We start from the raw sequence: 19,302 nt of genomic DNA, 5'->3' as shown, positions 1-19,302 counted from the left end.
CGCCATTTCTCCGGCGTGCATATTTAAGTTTAGACGTCCAAACCAAACCGTGCTGACCGGTTCTCCCGGCGGCAAACGGACTGGAGCCACGAACGACCGTGTCCCGGGCCCGTCGTGGGCTCGGGACACGGTCAATAATCTGTCGGCTACGAAAGTGCCACTCAGGTGGCGGCGACGGTCTCCGACGCTTCAACCGACCGGCGCTGGAGCACCCGCTTCTCTTGCCGTTTGATGTCGGGTTCCCGCATCCGCAGCCACGCGTACATGGGCGCAGCAACGAAAAGGGTGGTGATCGTGCCCATAATGATGCCGATAAAGAGAGCGAGGGACAGGTCCCGCAGGGTGCCGGCGCCCAGGAGCAGCGCCCCGATGAACAGGATCGATGCGACCGGCAGCACTGCCACCACTGAGGTGTTGATGGAGCGAACCAGAGTCTGGTTGACCGCAAGGTTGACCTGCTCGGCGAACGTCCGCTTCGTGGAGACATCAAGGTCAGCAGTGTTTTCCCTGACCTTGTCGAAGACCACCACAGTGTCGTAGAGAGAATAACTGAGCACGGTGAGGAACCCGATCACCGCTGACGGCGTGACCTCGAAATCACTCAGCGAGTACAGACCGGCGGTAACCGTCATCACCACCACCAGCGCGGTGAGTGCTGCGACAGACATTTTCCAGGTCCTGAAGTACACGGCCATCAGCACAGCGGCAAGGGCGACGAAGACCACCAGCCCAATCAGCGCTTGACGGCTGACGTCCTCCCCCCAGGTGGGTCCCACGAACGTGGAGGTGACTTCTTCCGCTGTGACGTCATAGGCCCCGATCAGCGAATCCCTGACGCTAAGGGTCTCATCGTCGGAGAGGCGCTCGGTCTGGATGCGCATCGTCTGCGGGGCGATGTTCGTGACGCTGGGAACCGCGTCGGCCACGACGTCGGCCACCGCCTGCTCGCCCAGCGCAACGTCCGTATTCTCGACGCTGGACACCGTGAACTCGGATCCACCGCGGAAGTCGATCCCCAGGTTGAACCCGCCCTTGACCACCGGGATCAGGATGGACACCAGAACAGCTACGGCCGCAATGGTGAACCACAGGTTACGCTTCCCCACGAACGGGTAGGACCGTTTGCCCGAGTAAAGGTCGTTGCCAAACTTGGCAAAGCTAAAGCCCCGCATTTACTTGCCCTTCTCGTCGGTGCCATTGCTGCGCGCGGCAAGGGCTTTTTGTTCAGCCAGCCGCCGCTCCGCAATAGTGGTGCGCCGGGCGATTTCGCCTGACACTGCCTTGTTCTTGGTGCGCCCGGCGGCAGCCGTCTCAGGGGTAGCCGAGGGCATCCGGATCCTGCCCGCACCACGGTACAACGGCATGACTCCGAGCTTCTTCGGATCGAGACCCGAGAACCGGTGTCCCTCACCGAAGAACTTGGTCCTGGCCAGCAACCGCATCACCGGCTGGGTGAAGAGGAAGACCACGATGAGGTCGGCAACAGCCGTGAGACCGAGGGTGAAGGCGAACCCGCGCACGTTGCCCACCGCTACGAAGTACAGCACGACGGCGGCCAGCAGGTTGACTGCTTTGGAGGCCAGGACCGTGCGTTTGGCCCTGCGCCAGCCATTCTCGACCGCGGACACCAGGCCGCGACCGTCCCTGAGCTCATCGCGGATTCGTTCGAAGTACACGATGAAGGAGTCGGCGGTCTGCCCGATGGCAACAATCAGGCCCGCGACGCCCGCCAGGGACAAGCGGTAGTTCTCAGTCCAGCCGAGGATACAAATGGCCAGGTATGTCAGGAGGCCGGCGACGACGAGGGAGGCGATGGTGACCAGCCCCAGCATCCGGTACTGGAAGATCGAGTAGACAGCCACCAGGATCAGGCCGATGATGCCGGCGATGAGGCCAAGCCGCAGTTGGTCTGCGCCCAGGGTGGCCGAAATCTGTTGTTCGCTCTGGATCTCGAAGCTGATGGGGAGGGCGCCGTATTTCAGCTGCTCAGCGAGTGCTGCTGCCGACTCTTCGGTGAAGCTACCACTGATCGAGGGCCGGCCGTCCGGAATCACTGCGTTGGTCGTCGGCGCGGAAATAATGGTTCCGTCGAGCACAATGGCGAACTGGTTCCGCGGATCGCCCTGCCCTAAGGCGAATAACCGCTCAGTGACTTCCCGGAACGTCTGGCTGCCTTCGGCGTTGAACTGGATGTTAACGGCCCAGGTGTTCAGCGCCTGACCCTGCGGGCTGCGCTGCATCCCGAAGTCGGCCGTGTCGATGTCGGTGCCCGGCACCTCCACCGGCCCGAGAATGTACTTGCCCTGGGTTCCCGGCTCGCAGGCCACCATCGGCTCGTCCGGTGGTGCTGCCTCCTCGGCTGGTTCCAGTGCCGCAGGGGAGGTACAGTCCAGGGTCTCGAATTCGGAGAGCAGTTCACCGGTGATCCAGTTGGGATCGCTGGCGTCGGTGGGTTCCGCAGTGGGAACGGGGAGTTCCTCTTCGGGGGTCGGCGTCTCCGCCGCGGGCGCCTGCCCCGGGCCGCCGAACAGCACCGGACGGAATTCCATCTGCGCCGAGGCCTGAATCAGCTCGCGGGTTTCCGCGTCGGGAATACCGGGCAGGGACACAATCACGTTGCGGCCGGACTGGGTGTTGATCTCGGCCTCGGCTACACCGCTCCCGTCAACCCGCTGCCTGATGATTTCGACCGCCTGGTCGAGTTGCTCCTCGGTGATCTCGTCGCTGCCGCCCTGTACCTGCGGCGCCAGGATCATCTGGGTTCCGCCTTCAAGGTCAAGGGCCAGTTTGGGGTTCCAGCTCGCGGTGCCCCAGATGGACCCGCTGCCCAGGAGAACTGCTAGTAATGCGAACATAACGCCAAGCCAAACGAGGGTCCGTTTGGCTGCCGTGCCTGGGCCGGTGCGAGGCATGTGGAATTTCCTTTTATCGAGAGAGCGCGCTGGGGTGGTTCTGGTAACAGTGGGGCTGGCACCTTCCCGGTGCCAGCCCCACCCTGGCGCTAGTTGTCCTTGTTATCCCGCTTGTTGTCATAGTCCAGACGGGCCTCGTCGTCCGGGTGGGAGGCAGGCCGTTCAGCGTCCGATCCGGCACGTATCTCATCCTGGCGCGTCTGATCCTGGCCGTCGATGGCGGCGGCCCGGGCGGCGGTGGCCCGGGGGTCGGCGACGGAGGGGTCTGTGGCCGAAGTGTCGGCAACCGAGGTCTCGGTGACTGAGGTGTCCACCACGGGGCTGGTCAGCGAGGAGGCGTCGTCGGGAACTGCTGGCGCTTCGTCGTCGTCCTCGAGGGGCTCAGGCTGGACCACCTTGGTGAGGGTCTGCATGTGGACCGTGGCTGTAGCGCCCGGGCCGAGCTGCAAGAGCGCCTTGTTGGCTTCCTCATCGAGTGAGATGACGGTGCCGAACAGACCGAAGTTGGTCATCACTTCGGTGCCGGGAACCATCTGGGTGCGCTGCTCCTTGATGGTCTTCTGTGTTTTCCGCTGCTTCCGGAACATCATAAAGATCAATACTCCGAGTGCCACCGGGAGGAGCAGGTTGAAAATGTCGAAACCTGGTTCTTGGGCGGCAGTCTGGGCTATAAGGGTGGGGAACACAGAGTAATTCCGTTTCTATATCTTGGGATCCGCGCGCACCTGACGTGCCGCACGTCATATCAGTGTAAAGGGAAACGTGATTCCGCGCGTCCTTCCATCCCGCCTATCCGTCGGTGTTGGCCCAATCCGGTATCTCTTCGTTGTCGTCGCTGAGGTTGTCGTCCCCGAGCACAGTGAACAGGTCTTCCGGCATGGCTGCGGCAACGGTGGCTGGCATGACCAGACCAAGGTGGTCCCAGGCGGCCCGGGTGGCGATCCGGCCGCGGGGGGTCCGGCCGAGCATCCCTTCCCGCACCAGGTACGGTTCGGCGACGGTCTCGACGGTCTCCGGCTCTTCGCCGACGGCGATGGCCAGCGTGGACAGGCCAACCGGGCCACCGTTGAATTTGGTGATCAGGGCAGTCAGGACCGCACGGTCGAGGCGGTCGAGGCCCTTGGCGTCTACCTCATACATATCCAGCGCCGCCCCAGCGCACCTGGCATCGATCAGGTCGACGCCGTGCACCAGTGCCCAGTCACGGACCCGGCGCAACAGCCGATTGGCGATTCGTGGGGTGCCGCGGGACCGGCCGGCCACCTCCGAAAAGGCAGCCGAGTTGACCTTCATATCCATCAGCATCGCCGACCGGCGCAGCACCAGCTCAAGCTCAGCCGTCGAGTAGAACTCAAGGTGGCCGGTGAAACCGAACCGGTCGCGCAGCGGGCCAGGCAGCAGGCCTGCCCGGGTGGTGGCGCCGACCAGGGTGAACGGGGGCAGGTCAAGCGGGATGGCCGTTGCCCCTGGGCCTTTGCCGACAATGATGTCCACCCGGAAGTCTTCCATCGCCATGTACAGCATTTCTTCGGCGGGCCGGGACATCCGGTGGATCTCGTCGAGGAACAGGACTTCACCGTCGGTGAGGGACGAAAGAATGGCGGCAAGGTCACCGGCGTGCTGGATGGCTGGCCCGGAGCTGATTCGCAGCGGAGCGTTCATCTCGGCGGCAATAATCATCGCCAGCGTGGTCTTGCCAAGTCCCGGCGGGCCCGACAGCAGCACATGGTCGGCCGTTCTGCCGCGTAACCGTGAGGCCTCCAGCACCAGCGAGAGCTGCCGGCGGACCCGCTGCTGCCCCACGAAGTCGTCGAGGTTCTTGGGACGTAGCGCCGCCTCAACTGCCCGGTCTTCGGGGTCCCCGGCGGGTGAGACCGTCGGGGTCTCCTCCCCCGCTGCGGCGTCGTCGCGGGCCATCAGCTGACCCGGCTACGTGCTGATGCCCGGGCACCATCCTGGCCGAGCCTGCGCAGGGTGAGTTTCAGGATGGCTCCGACGTCGCCTGTCGCGGCCACCTCGGGTGCTTCGGCCGTCGCTGCGTCGATGGCAGCCGTGGCGTCCTTTTCCGACCAGCCGAGTCCCATCATCGCGGTGAGGACCTGCCCCTGCCAGCTATTCTTCGGTGTCGCCCCGATGGTGCCCAGGGGAATCAGCTTGTCGGCCAATTCGAGCACAATCCGGCGGGCGCCCTTCGGTCCGATGCCGGGCACCTTGCTGAATGCTTTGTCGTCGCCCGATGAGGCCGCCACCCGGATGGCTTCCGGTGTGTGCACGGCCAGCACCGCGAGGGCCAGCCGGGGTCCAACGCCGCTGACGCCAAGAAGCGTTTCGAACACCTCACGCTGTTCGGCTTCCTCAAAGCCAAACAGCGTCATCGAATCCTCCCGGACAATCATCGCTGTGAAGACCTGGGCTTCCCGCCCGGGGCGAAGGGTGGCAAGCGTCTGTGGGGTGGCAAGGATCTGCATGCCAAACCCGTTGACGTCCAGCACGGCCGAGTTGAGGCCAACGTGGCTGACGGTGCCGCGGAGGGAACTGATCATGCGCGCTACTCCAAAATTTCTATCCGAACATATCTACGAACAGCGTACTGGTCTTCAACGACTTTTCCCTGAGCGCCACACCGTCGGTTACCTGCGTCGTCGGGCTTTCGCCTCGGCCTCGGCCCAAAGTCGTTGCGCCGCCGTCGCTGTGCCACCGCTGGCCGACGCGCGATTGGCGGCGACCCCCTGCCGCCAGGCGTGCGTGATGGCCAGGGCAAGGGCATCGGCGGCGTCTGCGGGTTTGGGCGCCGTATCGAGGCGGAGAATCTTCGTCACCATTTTGGTGACTGCCGCCTTATCCGACTGGCCGTTGCCCGTCACTGCCGCCTTCACCTCGGTGGGCGTGTGGAGGGCAACCGGGATGCCCCGCCGGGCCGCCGCGACCATCACCACGCCGGAGGCCTGGGCCGTGCCCATCACCGTGCTCACGTTGAGCTGGCTGAACACGCGCTCGACGGCGAGCACATCGGGTGAGTGGGTGTCGAGCCATTCGTCGACTTCGTCGGAAATGACTAGCAGCCGACGGTCCAGCAGCTGGTCAGCGGCGGTACCCACTACCCCGACGGCAACGAGCGTTGACCGTCGGTTGGGCTCGATGTCGACCACGGCCAGCCCGCACCGGGTCAGGCCGGGGTCTACTCCCATCACGCGCAGGGTCATGCAGCAGCCCGGCGATAACGCGGCTGAGCTGGCGGGATAGCCACCGGGTTAGTCGTCGCCGTCCAGTTCAGCCAGAACCTCATCCGAGAGATCGGCGTTTGAGTACACGTTCTGGACGTCGTCGAGGTCTTCAAGGGCGTCGACCAGGCGGATGAACTTGCGGGCGCCGTCGGCGTCGAGCTCCACCTGCATGGACGGGACAAACTCGGCCTCGTCGGTGTCGTACTCAATGCCCGCTTCTTCGAGACCCGACACCACGGCACGGAGATCCTGAGGTTCCGAAATGACCTCGAAGCGTCCTGCCGTCTCCTTGACTTCCTCGGCACCAGCGTCGAGCACGGCCAGCAGCAGGTCATCCTCGGTGAGTTCGTTGACCGGCAGAGTCACCACACCCTTACGGGTGAAGAGGTAGGCCACGGAACCCGGATCGGCCATTGAACCGCCGTTACGGGTGACCCCCAACCGGACCTCCGAAGCGGCCCGGTTCTTGTTGTCGGTGAGACACTCGATCAGCAGGGCTGAACCCTGCGGGCCGCGGGCCTCGTACATGATCGTCTGGTATTCGACGGCGTCGCCCAGCAGACCGGCGCCGCGTTTCACCGCACGGTTGATGTTGTCGATCGGCACTGAAGTCTTCTTCGCCTTCTGCACCGCGAGCTCGAGCCCCGGGTTGCCTGCCAGATCGGCGCCCCCCGCACGGGCCGCCACCTCAATGTTCTTGATCAGCTTGGCGAAGGATTTGGCGCGTTTCGCATCAATCGCGGCCTTCTTGTGTTTGGTGGTTGCCCATTTAGAGTGCCCCGACATGATCTACCGTTCTCCTTAGGATCATCTGCATCAACAATTGGTGAATCCGTCGCTCCCCGGTTACCTCGGGATGAAAGCTGGTGGCGAGGAGGTTCCCCGACCGCACCGCAACAATCCTAGCGACCCGATGCGTCTCCGGATGCTGCCCTTCCACGTCGGGTGCTCTCCCGGGTACCTGGGCGAGCACCTCGACCGAATCCCCCACCCGCTCGACCCAGGGTGCTCGGATGAATACCGCACGGACAGGCGGTACGTTTCCGGAGCTGTCAGGGGCAAGCCCCGAGAACTCAAGATCAGTCTCGAAGGAATCCCGTTGCCTGCCGAATGCGTTGCGGCGCACCACGATGTCGAGCCCGCCCAGGGTCTGCTGTGGGCGGCCCTGCAGGTCCGTCGCCGGATCGGCGATCACATCAGCCAGCATAATCATGCCAGCGCATGACCCGTAGACGGGCAGTCCGGACCTGATCAGTTCGCGCAGCGGCTCTGCCAGATCAAAAGCCCTGGTGAGCTTGTCCATGGCAGTGGATTCGCCGCCCGGGATGATCAGGCCGTCCAGCCCGGCCAGCTCGGATGCCCGGCGGATGGCGCTGGCGCGGCCTCCCAGGGACTCGATCGTGCTGATGTGTTCTCGCACGTCGCCCTGGACCGCCAACACGCCAACGTGCACGCCGGATGAGTCCGGTGCCGGGAAAATGGTCATTCGACCATTCTAGGTTGGGGTGCCCTGCTGGGGATAAACAGCCGCCCCGACTGCGATAAGTTAGGTGTCATGTTTCCCTTCAGTGTGCTGGTCGGCAAGGCTGTGCGTCGCATCTCGCGGTTGCGCGGAGGAGGCTCGGCGCTGCCGGGCCTGGTGGTCGAAAGAATTGATCCAGGATTCATGGGCCGTGCCTTGACCGGCCTGCCGCATGGCGTCGTGGTGATCAGCGGAACCAACGGGAAAACCACCACCACCAAGATGGTGGTGGAGCTCCTCCAGGGCCAGGGCCTGACCGTGTTCACCAACCGCACCGGCAGCAACTTCACCCGCGGCGTAGCTGCCGCCCTACTCGGCGAGGTGGACTGGCGGGGCGGGCTGAAAGCTGACATTGCCGTACTGGAACTGGATGAGGCGCACGCGGTCCACTTCGTGAAGCTGGTGCCACCCACCCATTGTTTGTTGCTGAATGTGCTCCGCGACCAGCTCGACCGGTTCGGCGAAATCGATCAGACCACCCGCCTGCTCGAGCAGATCGCCGCGAAAACCACCGGCACCGTCGTGCTGAACCGGGAGGATCCCCGGGTCGCAGGAATCGCGTCGACGGTGACAACTGCTGACATCGCCTACTTCGGCCTCGACTCCTCGCTGCGCAGCACCTTCCCCAACGATGACGAACTGCGCGGCGACATGGGCGTAGCTCCCCCGTCGAGCCTTCCCGCAGACGTCATCCTGGAGCGCGTCGACGGGAACTCGGCGTCGTTCCTGATCGACGACGAGTCGACCGGCGTCGACCTGCGGTTGCGCGGCGTGTACAACATCTTCAACGCAGCGGCCGCGCTGGCCACCGCGCGGGCCGTCCTTGGTGAGTCCATCAACCGTGCAGCACTGTTCGCGTCGCTCGCCACCGTGGAGCCGGCCTTCGGCCGCGGCGAGTCGCTGGTGGTGGACGGAAAGCCGCTGGAACTGGTCCTGGTGAAGAACCCCAGCGGGTTCCGGCTGGGGCTGAAGTCCTTCGATGCCGCCGGCTACGCCACGATGATTGCCATCAACGACAACTATGCGGATGGCCGTGACATGTCCTGGCTCTGGGATGTCGATTTTGATTCCCTCGGCCTGGCCGGCGTCGACATGGTCAGCGGGGTCCGCGCCTATGACATGGCCCTGCGGCTGAAGTACGACGACGTCGAGGTGCGCGCCGTCGAACCCGACACCACGGCAGCGCTGCGATCCTTCATCAGCGTGACCTCAGATCAGCCCAAACGCATCTTCTGTACCTATACGGCGATGCTCGCGGTCCGGCGGGACCTCTCCAAGATCACAACCGTCGAGGTGGTTTCCTGATGACCAAAGGCACGCTGAACATCCTGCAGCTCTACCCCAGGGAGATGAACATTTACGGCGACTGGGGCAACGTCCTGGTGCTGAAGCAGCGGCTCGCCTGGCACGGGTATACCGCGAACATCCTCGAGCACAGCGCCGGCGACGAGTTCCCCGACGACGTCGACCTGATCATCGGCGGCGGTGGACAGGACAGTGGACAACTGGTCATCCAGCAGGACCTGCAGGCCATCGCGCCGAGGCTGCGGGAGCTCGCCGACGACGGATTGCCGATGCTGGTCATTTGCGGGCTGTACCAGCTGTTCGGCAAGTTCTTCAAGACCCACGACGGCACGGTCATTCCCGGCGTCGGGATCCTTGACCTGGAAACCCATGGCACGAACGAACGCCTCATCGGCAACGTGGTCGCTGACAGTGAAGAGTTCGGCGAGATCCACGGGTATGAGAACCACAGTGGGCAGACCCGGCTGGGGCCTGGAGTCAGGCCGCTGGGCACTGTGACCAAGGGTGCCGGTAACAACTCCCGGGACGGTCATGAGGGTGCACGCCACCTGAATGTCGTTGCAAGCTACCTGCACGGGTCGCTGCTGCCGAAGAACCCGGCCATTGCTGATTTCTTGCTGCGGAAGGCCGCTGAACGGAAGTTCGGGTCCTTCGAACCGGGTGTCCTCGATGACAGTCTCGCCGATCTCGCCCGTCGTCACGCCGGAGCGCGTCCGCGCTAGAGCCGACCGGCCGCTGGTCAGCCCTGTTCGGTTGGACCTGCGCGGGTCACCTGTCGTCGGCGAGATCCCACGGGTGGGCACCCTCCTCGACAGCGCCGTAGGTGTCAACCGTGTCACGGATGCGGGCGCTGACCTCGGCTTCCCGGTCCGGTGACGTGCACTCGCCGGGCGGCTGCTCCGGGGCGAGCGGGCACCAGCGGTATGGGTCGGCGACGATAATGGATGGCACCCAGGCCAGATCGCTGACCGTCCACGCGCCGTCCACGAGTGCGAACTGGGCCCTGATCATCAACCCCTCGTTGTTGACGGCGTGGACGGGCGACAGCTCGCTGACACCGTTGCCGAGACCGTAGACAATCCAGGTGCCGTTGTACTTTTCGATCGGGAGTACCGAGTGGGTATGGTGGCCGTAAATGAAGTCAACCTCCCCGCTGTCGGCCAGGGCATGGGCCACCTCAACCTGCTGCGCATTGGGCACCGAAGCGTACTCATCACCGGCGTGGATCACGGCGATGACGACGTCGGCCCCCTCCTCGCGGGCCTGCCGCGCCTTGGCGATCATCACGTCGGCGTCGATCAGGTCAACCTGCCAGGGTTGGTCGGGGATCAGCCCGTTGAGACCGTAGGTGGCCTCGATCACCGCCACCCGTGCGGCGGGGGTTTCGAGGATCATGACGTCCTGGGCAGATTCCTCGTCGGCATAGGAGCCGGTGTGCTTGAGACCGAGCCCGTCAAGGACGTTGAGCGTTCTGGTCAAACCCTCTGTCCCGGCGTCGATGGTGTGGTTGCTTGCTGTGGTGCAGGCGTCGTAACCCACGGCCTTGGCTGCGTCGAGGATCTGGGGCGGCACGTTGAACTGGGGGTAGCCGCTGAAGGGGCCTTCGGGCACAGCCACCGGTGTTTCCATGTGGCAGAGTCCCAGATCGCTCTGGTCGAGGTATTCACGTTGCCTGGCCAGCAGCGGCTCAAAATCGAAGGCTGCGGTGTCCTCCGGGTTAGCTTCCGCGTCCGCAGCGGCCTGCTCCCATAGCCCCGGGTGGATCAGGAGGTCACCGGTGGCCACCACGCTGAAGCAACGATCCACCCCACACGGCGGGCCTTCGCCGGGCGTCGGTTCAGGTGCTGGCTCAGTCGCTGGTGCAGTAGTGGGTGCAGTAGTTGGGTTGGCTGGCTCGGTGCTCGCCGCCGGGCCGGACGCGGGGGCTGACGCCGTCGTCGTCGAACCTTCCTCTGCCGACGGAATCCCGCCGTCCACCACTGAGCAACCGCACAGCATCCCGATAGTCAGCGCCATCGCTGCCACCCTGTTCAGCCCTAATGCCATAGCAGACTCCTTCAACGGACGTACCTCATGATAGGCCTCCCCGCCTCCCGGCGGGAGATTGCCACGTGCTGGAGCGCGGGTCCGTGGTGTGTAAGGGTTAGTTGTTATGAGCAATCCCTTCCTTGCACCCAGTACCCTGCCGTATCAGCTCCCCCCGTTTGCGCTGATCAAGGACGACCATTATCTGCCGGCCTTCGAAACGGGCTTCGCTGAGCATCTCGCGGAGATTGACGCGATCGTCTCGTCGCGGGAGCCGGTAACCTTCGAGAACACCATCGTCGCTCTTGAGCGCGCCGGGGACACCCTGCGCCGGGTGGCCCTGGCGTTCTACAACAGCTCCTCGTCCCACTCCACTCCCGCGATTCAGGAGCTCGAGACCGAAGTCGCCCCGCGTAATGCCGCCCACGAAGACAATATTTTCCTCAACCGTGAATTATTTGAGCGGGTCAACGCGGTATCGTCTGACGGCTTGGACGCGGAGGCAACCCGCCTGGCCGAAGAATACGTCAAGCGGTTTATCCGTGCAGGTGCCCAGCTCGACGACGCCGCCCAGGGCCGGCTCCGGGAGCTGAACACTGAACTGTCCCAGCTGAGCACCGACTTCCAGCAGCGGCTCCTGAAGGACACCAACCGCTCCGCCCTGCTGGTTGACACCGCAGACGAGCTGGACGGCATGTCGGCCGATGACGTCGGATCGGCTGCGGCGGCCGCCGAGGCTGCCGGACAGCCGGGCAAGTACCTGCTCACCCTGATTTTGCCGACGGCGCAACCAGCGTTGGAGACCCTGACCAACCGCAGCACCCGCCAGCGGCTCTACGAGGCGTCGGTCAACCGGGGCTTCACCGACAACGAGTGCAACACCCTCGGCATCGCGGCCCGGATGGCGGAGCTGCGCGCCGAACGGGCGGCTCTCCTCGGCTTCGACAGCCACGCGGCCGCCGCCACCGATGACCAGACAGCACCCTCGCTCGACGCCATCCACCGGATGCTGGGACAGCTCACACCGGCGGCCGTCCGCAACGCACGGGCCGAGGCGGTCGAACTGGAGGCTGCCGCCGGCCACCCGATTGAGGCCTGGGACTGGGCCTACTACTCGGAAAAGGTGCGGACTGCCAAGTTCGACGTCGACCTCGCTTCGCTGCGTCAGTACTTCGAGTTGGAGCGTGTGCTGCAGGACGGGATCTTCTTCGCCGCCAACCGGTTGTATGGGCTGACCTTCACCGAGCGGGACGATCTTGAGGGCTACCACCCGGAGGTGCGGGTCTGGGAGGTCAGGGACGCCGACGGCGCGGGGCTAGGTTTGTTCCTCGGCGACTACTACACCAGGGATACCAAGAACGGTGGCGCCTGGATGAACTCCTTCGTGGAGCAGTCAGCCTTGAACGGTACCCGCGCCGTCGTCGTCAATAACCTCAACGTTCCCAAGCCGCCGGCTGGTGAACCGACCCTCCTGACGTTTGACCAGGTGGTGACCACCTTCCACGAGTTCGGGCACGCGCTGCATGGGCTGTTCTCCTCGGTCACCTACCCCACGTTCTCGGGGACCAGCGTGCCGCGGGACTTCGTCGAATACCCGTCGCAGGTGAACGAGATGTGGATCCTCTGGCCGGAGGTGGTGGCCAACTATGCCAAGCACTACCAGACCGGCGAGGCGCTGCCGACGGAAACCATCGACAAGCTGCTCGCCGCCCAGACCTGGGGTGAGGGTTTCGCCACCACCGAGTACCTCGGCGCTGCCCTGCTGGACCTTGCCTGGCACGCCATTCCGGCAGGACGCACGGTGGCCGATCCGGCGGCGTTCGAGCGGGAGGCGCTGACGGCCGCGGGCCTGGACTTCTCCCCCGTGCCGCCGCGTTACCGCACCGGCTACTTCAAGCACATCTTCGCTGGCGGGTACGCGGCGGCGTACTACGCCTACATCTGGAGCGAGGTGCTCGACGCCGACACCGTCGAGTGGTTCAAATCCTCGGGCGGGCTGACCCGCGAAAACGGCGACCATTTCCGGACCGAGCTGCTCTCCCGCGGCAACAGCATCGATCCGCTGCAGGCGTTCCGCAACTTCCGCGGCCGCGACGCACTGATCGATCCTCTGCTCACCCGCCGTGGCCTGGCCTAGGCCACCATGGTGACCATCGCGGCGTGCCAGCGCCTGCAACGTTCCTGGTTTGGCGCGGTGTCCTCGGCGACCGGCGGCCGCACCTTCACAACCCACGGGTCCGAGTGGGTGTGGCTGCCGGCGCGCCGCGAGCTGATCCTGCTCTTTCCGCAGGAGATTTCGCCCGCCGGGATCCGGCCCGCATTGGCAGAGGGCGTCCGGCTGGGCGCCCAGAGCGTGGGCGCGTGGCTCGGCGGCGGTGTCAAAGGGACCCAGTTGACTGGGCTGGGGTTCAGCCCCGGCTGGCAGCCCTGGTGGATGACCGCTCCGGTGGAAGAGCCAGCCGCGTACGCCGACGCCGGCGTCTCCCTGTCCACCGACGTCCCCGAATATAGGGGTCCACTGGCAAGGGAGCTGCGCGTGGTCAGGTCCCAGCCCAGGCAGGCGTGGCATGCCGAGGCACGGGTAGATGGCACCATTGTGGGCGCGGGGTATTCGTTTTATCCGTCAGGCGTTGCTGGGCTCAAAGGGTTGGGAGGCATCTTCAACATGGAGGTGCTACCGGACTACCAGCGGCGTGGTCTGGGAACTACGTTATTGAGCAGACTCGCCAAGGCTGCTGCTGCCTCGGGTGCCGAGCATCTGGCGTTGAACGCCACACCCCAGGGCTATGAACTGTACTCGAAACGGGGTTTTGAGCTGATCGGCAGGGGCCAGACATATTGGCTGCAGCTGTAGCTGTAGCGCAGAAAAGCGGACCACCAGAAACTGGTGGTCCGCTTTTTCATACTGGCCCGGTGCTTACCAGCCGCGCTCGGCGAGGCGGTGAGGCTCAGGGATTTCGTCGACGTTGATGCCGACCATTGCTTCGCCGAGGCCCCGGGAGACCTTGGCGATCATGTCGGGATCGTCGTGGAAGGTGGTGGCCTTCACGATGGCTGCGGCGCGTTCCGCCGGATTGCCTGACTTGAAGATGCCTGAGCCAACGAACACGCCGTCAGCTCCGAGCTGCATCATCATGGCTGCATCGGACGGGGTGGCAATGCCACCGGCGGTGAAGAGCACGACAGGCAGCTTGCCGGTTCGCGCAACTTCCTTGACCAGGTCGAACGGCGCCTGCAGCTCTTTCGCTGCCACATACAGTTCGTCCTCAGCCATCGATGACAGGCGCAGGATCTCCGAACGGATCTTCCGCATGTGCATGGTGGCGTTCGAGACGTCGCCGGTGCCTGCCTCGCCCTTGGACCTGATCATAGCGGCACCCTCGTTGAGGCGGCGCAGCGCCTCACCCAGGTTGGTTGCACCGCAGACGAAGGGAACAGTGAACTTCCACTTGTCGATGTGGTTGGCGTAATCAGCGGGAGTCAGGACCTCGGACTCATCGATGTAGTCAACGCCGAGGGACTGCAGAACCTGCGCCTCAACAAAGTGGCCAATCCTTGCCTTTGCCATTACCGGAATGGAGACAGCCGCAACGATGCTGTCGATCATGTCCGGGTCGCTCATCCGGGACACGCCACCCTGCGCACGGATGTCGGCGGGTACACGCTCGAGCGCCATGACGGCGACGGCGCCCGCATCTTCAGCGATGCGCGCCTGCTCCGCGGTGACCACGTCCATGATGACGCCGCCCTTGAGCATTTCAGCCATGCCGCGCTTGACCCGGCTGCTGCCGGTCACGGGCGCGGTTGTCGAAGTTTCTTCAACGGTGGACACAATTCGCCCCTAAGTTAGGTAAAAGATAACAGTTAATAATACGCCCGCGGAGGTGCAGGATCTGCCGCTACCGGGTGCCGCTGGAAGCCATGGCTTGTTTGTGAACTGCCGCTACCCGTTGAATCACTGTTGCCGTGCTTGCGAGAGCCAGCAGGACCAGGACGGTCAGCAGGAACACCTCGGGTAGTCCCAGTCCGGTCAGGCCGGTCACCACCAACACCGATACCAGCCGTTCGGCACGTTCTGCGATGCCAACGTTTGCTGTGAACCCCAGCGATTCCGCTTTCGCCCGGGCATAGGAGACCAGCATGCCCAGGACCAGGCAGGCCAGCGCGGCAATAGCAATTGCGGTGTTGTCGCCGCCACCGAAGAACCAGATGGCCACCCCCGCAAACAAGGCACCGTCGGCAATCCGATCCAGGGTGGAGTCGAGGAAGTTTCCCCAGGTGCCACCGGCTCCCTTAATGCGGGCCATGATGCCGTCAATCAGGTCAGAGAATACAAAGAGAGTGATAAAAATGGTGCCCCAGAACAGTTCGCCCATCGGATAGAAAACGAGGGCGCCGACCACCACGCCGAGGGTCCCGATAATGGTCACGGCGTCGGGTGAAACGCCCCACTTGAGCAGAAGCCTGGCGATCGGACGGAAAAGTCTGGTGAAGAAACTGCGCGCGTACTTATTCAGCACCGGCATCACCCGCCTGTGGGTCCTGTGGCCAGGCGACCGCCATCTGGGTCCGCACCTCGTCGAGGGTCTGGGTGATCGCCTTCGTCTGCGCGATGATCGGCAAAAAGTTACCGTCACCACCCCAGCGGGGCACCACATGCTGGTGCAGGTGCGCCGCGATACCCGCTCCACCGGTGACGCCCTGGTTCATGCCAAGGTTGAATCCGGTCGGTTTGGCCACTTCCCGCAGCACCCGCATTGCTGTCTGGGTGAGTTCGGCGATCTCGATCGTTTCGTTGGCGTCGACGTCGGTGTAGTCGGGTAGGTGCCGGTACGGGCAAACCAGCAGGTGCCCCGGGTTGTAGGGGAAGAGGTTGAGGATCACGTAGGCGTGGGTCCCACGGTGCACGATGAGTGATTCCTCGTCGGTGCGGGAGGGGGCGACGCAGAACGGACAGTCGTCTTTGTCCTTGAACTGGGACTGCCCGCCCTTGATGTACGCCATCCGGTGAGGCGTCCACAGGCGCTGAAAAGCATCCGGAACGCCAGCGAGCTCAAAGTCGTCGGTCACGCCGTCGTCGCCGGGATAACGCCCATCAGCGTTTTGCCCGTCAGCCCCCGTAGCACTCTCCATACGTTTTACTTGTCCCGGTTCCGGACGGCCTCGACGATGCGCCGCACTGCCTCGTCGATCGGCACCTGATTGTCTTGGCTGCCGTCACGGAACCTGAAGGACACGGCTCCGGCATCCTGGTCGTCTCCGCCTGCGATCAGCACGAAGGGAACCTTTTCCTTACTTGCCGTGCGAATTTTCTTTGGGAACCGGTCGGTCCCGATGTCCACCTGTGCGCGGATGCCCTCGGCCTTGAGCTTGTCCACGACGTCGAACAGGTAGTCGTTGAACGCTTCGGCCACCGGGATGGCGAGGACCTGGACCGGTGCGAGCCAGGCCGGGAACGCTCCGGCGTAGTGCTCGGTGAGCACTCCCATGAACCGTTCGATGGAGCCAAAAAGGGCACGGTGGATCATCACCGGGCGCTGCCGGGTGCCGTCAGCCGCCTGGTACTCAAGTTCAAACCGTTCCGGCAGGTTGAAGTCCAGTTGGATGGTTGACATCTGCCAGGTACGGCCGATGGCGTCGCGGGCCTGAACCGAGATCTTGGGGCCGTAGAACGCGGCTCCGCCTGGATCGGGTCGCAGTTCGAGGCCTGAGGCCTCGCCCACTTCGGCGAGAGTCCGGGTGGCTTCTTCCCAGATCTCGTCGGAGCCGACCGACTTTTCGGGGTTCTTGGTAGACAGTTCGAGGTAGAAGTCGTCCAGCCCGTAATCCTTGAGCAGGCCGAGGACAAAGTTGAGCGTCTCCGTGAGCTCGTCCTTCATCTGTTCGCGGGTGCAGTAGATGTGGGCGTCATCCTGGGTCATGCCGCGGACCCGGGTCAGCCCATGCACTACTCCCGACTTTTCATACCGGTACACGGAACCAAACTCGAACATCCGCAGCGGGAGTTCACGGTAGGACCGGCCCCGGGATTTGAAGATCAGGTTGTGCATCGGGCAGTTCATCGGCTTGAGGTAGTAATCCTGGCCCGGCTTACGCACGGTGCCATCCTCGTTCAGTTCCTCGTCGACGTGCATTGCCGGGAACATGCCGTCGCGGTACCAGTCCAGGTGACCAGACACCTCGTACAGGTGGCCCTTGGTGATGTGAGGGGTGTAGACGAACTCGTAGCCGGCGTCGACGTGGCGCTGCCGGGAGTAGTCCTCCATCGCCTTGCGGATGATGCCGCCCTTGGGATGGAAGACGGGCAGGCCTGAGCCAAGCTCGTCGGGAAAGGAGAACAGGTCAAGTTCGGTGCCGAGTTTGCGGTGGTCACGACGTTCAGCTTCGGCGATGCGTTCCTGGTGAGCCTTCAGCTCGTCCTTCGTGGGCCAGGCGGTGCCGTAAATGCGCTGCAGTTGCTGGTTCTTTTCGCTGCCACGCCAGTACGCCGCGGCGGAGCGGGTCAGGGCGTAGGCGTTGGAAATGAGCTTGGTGTTGGGCAGGTGCGGCCCACGGCACAGGTCTTTCCAGACCACGTCGCCGCTTTTGCGGTCAACGTTGTCGTAGATGGTCAGCTCGCCGGCACCCACCTCGACGGAGGCGCCATCGTCGTCAGTGATATCGCCCGACCCGCCCTTGAGGCCGATCAGCTCCAGCTTGTAAGGCTCGTTGGCCATTGCTTCGCGAGCTTCGGCGTCGGTGGCGACCCGGCGGATGAACAACTGATTGTTGTTGACGATCTTCAGCATCATTTTTTCGAGCTGCTTCAGATCTTCGGGAGTGAACGGGGTTTCGACGTCGAAGTCGAAATAGAAGCCGTCGGTGATGTACGGGCCGATGCCGAGCTTCGCATCGGGGCGCAACTGCTGGACGGCCTGCGCCATCACGTGGGCCGTGGAATGGCGCAACACTTCCAGGCCTTCAGGTGAACTGATGGTGATGGGCTCAACGCGGGCACCCGCGGGAATCGGCTGGTCCAGATCAACCAGTTCACCGTCCACCCGGACCACGACGACGTCGCGACGGTCGGCGAACAGGTCAACGCCGGTTGTGCCCGTAGTCACCTGGTGCTCTTCGCCGTCGACGAGGAGGGTGATGAGGGAGGGCGCTGACACAGTGGTCTCCTAGCTAAGGTGATACGGCGGGTTAACTCTCTGATGGTATCCGTTGTGCTTGGACGCGACCAACAGGCTGCCTAGAGCGCGCCGATACCGAAGCACCAAAGTGTCAGTAGGATCAATCCATGAAACCTCAGGTCACAGTCATTACGTTGGGCGTCCGCAACCTTGATAAGTCCTACGACTTTTACGCTAAAGCTCTTGGCTGGGCGCCGCTGGTCTACGTTCCTGACGAGGTGGCTTTTTTCCAGGTGGGCCACGGCTTGGTCCTGTCCCTCTTCAGGGGAGATCATCTAGCCGCAGAAGCGGGGAATGTCGGTCACGGCCCTATCGCGCCGCCGCTCACCCTGGGGCACAACGTCGATTCTTCCGATGAGGTGGACGCGATCCTTCAGACCGTGGTGAATTCCGGTGCTGAACTGATCGCCGAGGGGACCGCGATGAGCTGGGGCGGATACTCAGGATACTTCGCCGATCCGGACGGATTTCATTGGGAGATTTGCCACAATCCGGGCCTTATTGTTGCCGAGGACGGCACCGTGTCGCTGCGTGAGATTGTCTGACCTGCAGCGACCCGGCAACACCGAACAACAGGTGCGGAATCTAACTGACCCCGCACGTGTTGAGCACTATGCGGAGCAAGATCAATCCCGCACCTACCAACTTCAGCATTTCATCTGAAGGTTCGAACAACTCAAGAAGGAGCACCGTGGACTTCACCCCCGATGCCGGCACGATCACCATGTTTTCAACCAGCTGGTGCGGCTACTGCCGCCGGCTGAAGAAGCAGCTGGATGCAAAGGGGGTCGGCTACACCGAAATCAACATCGAAGAGGTGGAGGGCACCGCGGCCTTGGTGGAGTCCCTTAACGGTGGTAATCAGACCGTCCCGACGGTACTGTTCCCCGACGGCACGGCTGCTACCAATCCTTCGGTGTCGGATGTCATGGCCCGTTTGGGCAGCTAGCTCTTCACTCTTCGGTCCCGAGATCCCTGGCGTTACCCCAGCTCCTGCTCTGTGTTAGAAGGGTGGTGGTTGGGGCAGGGTTAGAAGGGTGGTGGTTGGGGCAGGGTGGTGTAGTTTTTGCCGGTGAGTGAGGTGGCGGTGATGGTGCCGGGTTCGGGTTGTTGGTAGTGCCAGTAGCCGTCGGTTTTGA

The 19,302-nt window shown here is 63.7% G+C and carries 19 protein-coding genes; 6 read left to right on the top strand and 13 right to left on the bottom strand.

All coding sequences use genetic code 11. The features are described 5' to 3' along the window. Positions 1 to 161 precede the first annotated feature (161 nt). The 8 genes from secF to pdxT all read right to left on the bottom strand — a co-directional run bounded on the left by secF (position 162) and on the right by pdxT (position 7,622). Positions 162 to 1,172, bottom strand: a complete 1,011-nt coding sequence (secF, locus tag ACX80A_RS13285; RefSeq protein WP_459260224.1) for a protein translocase subunit SecF — start codon at positions 1,170 to 1,172, stop codon at positions 162 to 164. After that, complete coding sequence (gene secD / locus ACX80A_RS13280; protein ID WP_459260223.1) at positions 1,173 to 2,912, bottom strand: protein translocase subunit SecD; 1,740 nt, start codon at positions 2,910 to 2,912, stop codon at positions 1,173 to 1,175. Positions 2,913 to 3,001: 89 nt separating this feature from the next. Beyond that, a complete protein-coding gene (locus ACX80A_RS13275; RefSeq protein ID WP_459260222.1) occupies positions 3,002 to 3,598 on the bottom strand; it encodes a preprotein translocase subunit YajC in 597 nt (198 codons plus the stop codon). Positions 3,599 to 3,701: 103 nt separating this feature from the next. After that, on the bottom strand, positions 3,702 to 4,829 hold the full coding sequence (gene ruvB / locus ACX80A_RS13270) for a Holliday junction branch migration DNA helicase RuvB (protein ID WP_459260221.1): 1,128 nt from the start codon (positions 4,827 to 4,829) through the stop codon (positions 3,702 to 3,704). Further along, entirely contained in the window at positions 4,829 to 5,455 is a 627-nt protein-coding gene (ruvA, locus tag ACX80A_RS13265; RefSeq protein ID WP_459260220.1) for a Holliday junction branch migration protein RuvA, read from the bottom strand. The genes ruvB and ruvA overlap by 1 nt, the downstream gene beginning before the upstream one ends. An 87-nt stretch (positions 5,456 to 5,542) precedes the next feature. Continuing rightward, positions 5,543 to 6,115, bottom strand: coding sequence for a crossover junction endodeoxyribonuclease RuvC (gene ruvC, locus ACX80A_RS13260; RefSeq protein ID WP_459260219.1), 573 nt, complete (start codon positions 6,113 to 6,115; stop codon positions 5,543 to 5,545). Positions 6,116 to 6,163: 48 nt separating this feature from the next. Further along, complete coding sequence (locus tag ACX80A_RS13255; RefSeq protein WP_459260218.1) at positions 6,164 to 6,922, bottom strand: YebC/PmpR family DNA-binding transcriptional regulator; 759 nt, start codon at positions 6,920 to 6,922, stop codon at positions 6,164 to 6,166. Continuing rightward, positions 6,906 to 7,622: a pyridoxal 5'-phosphate synthase glutaminase subunit PdxT gene (pdxT, locus tag ACX80A_RS13250; protein ID WP_459260217.1), complete on the bottom strand. Its 717-nt coding sequence runs from the start codon at positions 7,620 to 7,622 to the stop codon at positions 6,906 to 6,908. Before pdxT ends, ACX80A_RS13255 begins: the two co-directional genes overlap by 17 nt. 69 nt (positions 7,623 to 7,691) lie before the next feature. On the opposite strand from pdxT, the gene ACX80A_RS13245 reads away from it, so the two are divergent. Both ACX80A_RS13245 and ACX80A_RS13240 read left to right on the top strand, forming a co-directional pair. Then, positions 7,692 to 8,963: a MurT ligase domain-containing protein gene (locus ACX80A_RS13245; protein ID WP_459260216.1), complete on the top strand. Its 1,272-nt coding sequence runs from the start codon at positions 7,692 to 7,694 to the stop codon at positions 8,961 to 8,963. Further along, positions 8,963 to 9,685, top strand: coding sequence for a type 1 glutamine amidotransferase (locus ACX80A_RS13240; protein WP_459260214.1), 723 nt, complete (start codon positions 8,963 to 8,965; stop codon positions 9,683 to 9,685). Before ACX80A_RS13245 ends, ACX80A_RS13240 begins: the two co-directional genes overlap by 1 nt. A gap of 46 nt (positions 9,686 to 9,731) precedes the next feature. Here the strand turns inward: ACX80A_RS13240 and ACX80A_RS13235 are convergent, their stop codons facing one another. Further along, positions 9,732 to 11,009 carry a CapA family protein gene (locus ACX80A_RS13235; RefSeq protein ID WP_459260213.1) on the bottom strand — a complete coding sequence of 426 codons (1,278 nt, stop codon included), beginning with the start codon at positions 11,007 to 11,009 and terminating at the stop codon, positions 9,732 to 9,734. 106 nt (positions 11,010 to 11,115) lie between these two features. Between ACX80A_RS13235 and ACX80A_RS13230 the strand changes: the two genes are divergently transcribed. Beyond that, complete coding sequence (locus ACX80A_RS13230; RefSeq protein WP_459260212.1) at positions 11,116 to 13,125, top strand: M3 family metallopeptidase; 2,010 nt, start codon at positions 11,116 to 11,118, stop codon at positions 13,123 to 13,125. A 9-nt stretch (positions 13,126 to 13,134) separates the two neighbouring features. Beyond that, on the top strand, positions 13,135 to 13,842 hold the full coding sequence (locus tag ACX80A_RS13225) for a GNAT family N-acetyltransferase (RefSeq protein ID WP_459260211.1): 708 nt from the start codon (positions 13,135 to 13,137) through the stop codon (positions 13,840 to 13,842). A gap of 63 nt (positions 13,843 to 13,905) precedes the next feature. Here the strand turns inward: ACX80A_RS13225 and pdxS are convergent, their stop codons facing one another. From pdxS to thrS, 4 genes are all read right to left on the bottom strand, one after another. Continuing rightward, positions 13,906 to 14,820 carry a pyridoxal 5'-phosphate synthase lyase subunit PdxS gene (pdxS, locus tag ACX80A_RS13220; RefSeq protein ID WP_459260210.1) on the bottom strand — a complete coding sequence of 305 codons (915 nt, stop codon included), beginning with the start codon at positions 14,818 to 14,820 and terminating at the stop codon, positions 13,906 to 13,908. Positions 14,821 to 14,887: 67 nt separating this feature from the next. After that, positions 14,888 to 15,508 (bottom strand): phosphatidylinositol phosphate synthase, encoded by a 621-nt coding sequence (pgsA, locus tag ACX80A_RS13215; protein WP_459260262.1) that lies wholly within the window; start codon positions 15,506 to 15,508, stop codon positions 14,888 to 14,890. Continuing rightward, positions 15,498 to 16,121 carry an HIT family protein gene (locus ACX80A_RS13210; RefSeq protein ID WP_459260209.1) on the bottom strand — a complete coding sequence of 208 codons (624 nt, stop codon included), beginning with the start codon at positions 16,119 to 16,121 and terminating at the stop codon, positions 15,498 to 15,500. The genes pgsA and ACX80A_RS13210 overlap by 11 nt, the downstream gene beginning before the upstream one ends. A 5-nt stretch (positions 16,122 to 16,126) precedes the next feature. Continuing rightward, a complete protein-coding gene (gene thrS / locus ACX80A_RS13205) occupies positions 16,127 to 18,142 on the bottom strand; it encodes a threonine--tRNA ligase (RefSeq protein ID WP_459260208.1) in 2,016 nt (671 codons plus the stop codon). A 128-nt stretch (positions 18,143 to 18,270) separates the two neighbouring features. On the opposite strand from thrS, the gene ACX80A_RS13200 reads away from it, so the two are divergent. Together ACX80A_RS13200 and ACX80A_RS13195 are read left to right on the top strand one after the other, a co-directional pair. After that, on the top strand, positions 18,271 to 18,708 hold the full coding sequence (locus ACX80A_RS13200) for a VOC family protein (RefSeq protein WP_459260206.1): 438 nt from the start codon (positions 18,271 to 18,273) through the stop codon (positions 18,706 to 18,708). Between the two features lie 146 nt (positions 18,709 to 18,854). Further along, complete coding sequence (locus ACX80A_RS13195) at positions 18,855 to 19,112, top strand: mycoredoxin (protein WP_196841619.1); 258 nt, start codon at positions 18,855 to 18,857, stop codon at positions 19,110 to 19,112. Positions 19,113 to 19,302 lie beyond the last annotated feature (190 nt).

The organism is Arthrobacter sp. TMN-50 (assembly GCF_054511125.1).
This window is presented reverse-complemented; position numbering and strand designations above follow the sequence as displayed.

What these genes read in the sequence shown, in the direction of transcription:
- ruvA (WP_459260220.1), bottom strand. Translation starts at nt 5,455, where the DNA reads ATGATCAGTTCCCTCCGCGGCACCGTCAGCCACGTTGGCCTCAACTCG.
- secF (WP_459260224.1), bottom strand. Translation starts at nt 1,172, where the DNA reads ATGCGGGGCTTTAGCTTTGCCAAGTTTGGCAACGACCTTTACTCGGGC.
- ruvC (WP_459260219.1), bottom strand. Translation starts at nt 6,115, where the DNA reads ATGACCCTGCGCGTGATGGGAGTAGACCCCGGCCTGACCCGGTGCGGG.
- pdxT (WP_459260217.1), bottom strand. Translation starts at nt 7,622, where the DNA reads ATGACCATTTTCCCGGCACCGGACTCATCCGGCGTGCACGTTGGCGTG.
- ACX80A_RS13255 (WP_459260218.1), bottom strand. Translation starts at nt 6,922, where the DNA reads ATGTCGGGGCACTCTAAATGGGCAACCACCAAACACAAGAAGGCCGCG.
- ACX80A_RS13245 (WP_459260216.1), top strand. Translation starts at nt 7,692, where the DNA reads ATGTTTCCCTTCAGTGTGCTGGTCGGCAAGGCTGTGCGTCGCATCTCG.
- ACX80A_RS13240 (WP_459260214.1), top strand. Translation starts at nt 8,963, where the DNA reads ATGACCAAAGGCACGCTGAACATCCTGCAGCTCTACCCCAGGGAGATG.
- ACX80A_RS13200 (WP_459260206.1), top strand. Translation starts at nt 18,271, where the DNA reads ATGAAACCTCAGGTCACAGTCATTACGTTGGGCGTCCGCAACCTTGAT.
- ACX80A_RS13210 (WP_459260209.1), bottom strand. Translation starts at nt 16,121, where the DNA reads ATGGAGAGTGCTACGGGGGCTGACGGGCAAAACGCTGATGGGCGTTAT.
- ACX80A_RS13235 (WP_459260213.1), bottom strand. Translation starts at nt 11,009, where the DNA reads ATGGCATTAGGGCTGAACAGGGTGGCAGCGATGGCGCTGACTATCGGG.
- ruvB (WP_459260221.1), bottom strand. Translation starts at nt 4,829, where the DNA reads ATGGCCCGCGACGACGCCGCAGCGGGGGAGGAGACCCCGACGGTCTCA.
- secD (WP_459260223.1), bottom strand. Translation starts at nt 2,912, where the DNA reads ATGCCTCGCACCGGCCCAGGCACGGCAGCCAAACGGACCCTCGTTTGG.
- ACX80A_RS13230 (WP_459260212.1), top strand. Translation starts at nt 11,116, where the DNA reads ATGAGCAATCCCTTCCTTGCACCCAGTACCCTGCCGTATCAGCTCCCC.